This is a genomic window from Acidovorax sp. KPB24-07, from assembly GCF_057543315.1.
Window position 1 is genome coordinate 1 of sequence record NZ_BAAJYS010000864.1, and the last position, 706, is coordinate 706.

Annotated in this window: 1 protein-coding gene; it reads left to right on the forward strand. The window is 74.6% G+C overall.

Annotated features, from left to right (window positions below):
* A partial coding sequence (locus AC27IQ_RS26340) for an NAD(P)/FAD-dependent oxidoreductase (RefSeq protein WP_487091418.1) occupies positions 1–706 on the forward strand: 706 nt, incomplete at both ends.

Genomic DNA, 706 nt, shown 5'->3' on the forward strand with positions numbered 1-706 from the left:
CTGCGCCCCGCACGCGCACGTGGTGCTGGTCGATGCGGGCATGGTGGGCGACAACGCCTCGGGCCGCAACTCCGGCTTCGCCATCGACGTGCCGCACAACGTGGGCAGTTCGCTCGAAGAGCTGCGCCAGGCCGCGCACTACCAGCGCCTGCTGGCCGCGGGCATGGCCGACCTGCAGCGGCACATCGCCGCGCACGCCATCGACTGCCAGTGGCGCCGCGCGGGCAAGTACCACTGTGCCGTGTCGCCCGCGGCCGGGCGCACGCTGGACCACCACGCCCAGGAGCTTTGCGCACTGGGCGAGCCGCACGAACGGCTGGACCGCGATGCGCTCGCCGCGCGCCTGGGCACGCGCTACTTCGCCGCCGGGCTGTACACGCCGGGCACGGTGCTGCTCAACCCGGCCGCGCTGTGCCGGGGCCTGGCCGATGCGCTGCCCGCCCAGGTCGCGCTGTACGAGAACACGCCCGTGCACGCGCTGCACATCGCCCCGCACGCGGTGGTGGCCCACACCGCGCAGGGGCGCATCGAGGCGCCGCAGCTCATCGTGGCCAGCAACGCCTTTGCGCAGCAGCTCGGCCTGTTCCAGGGCGAGACCTTTCCGCTGGCCACCTTCGGCTCGCTGAGCGCGCCGCTCACGCCCGCGCAGCGCGAGCGCCTGGGCGCACCGCAGGGCTGGGGCGTGACGCCGGTGAACGCCGTGGCC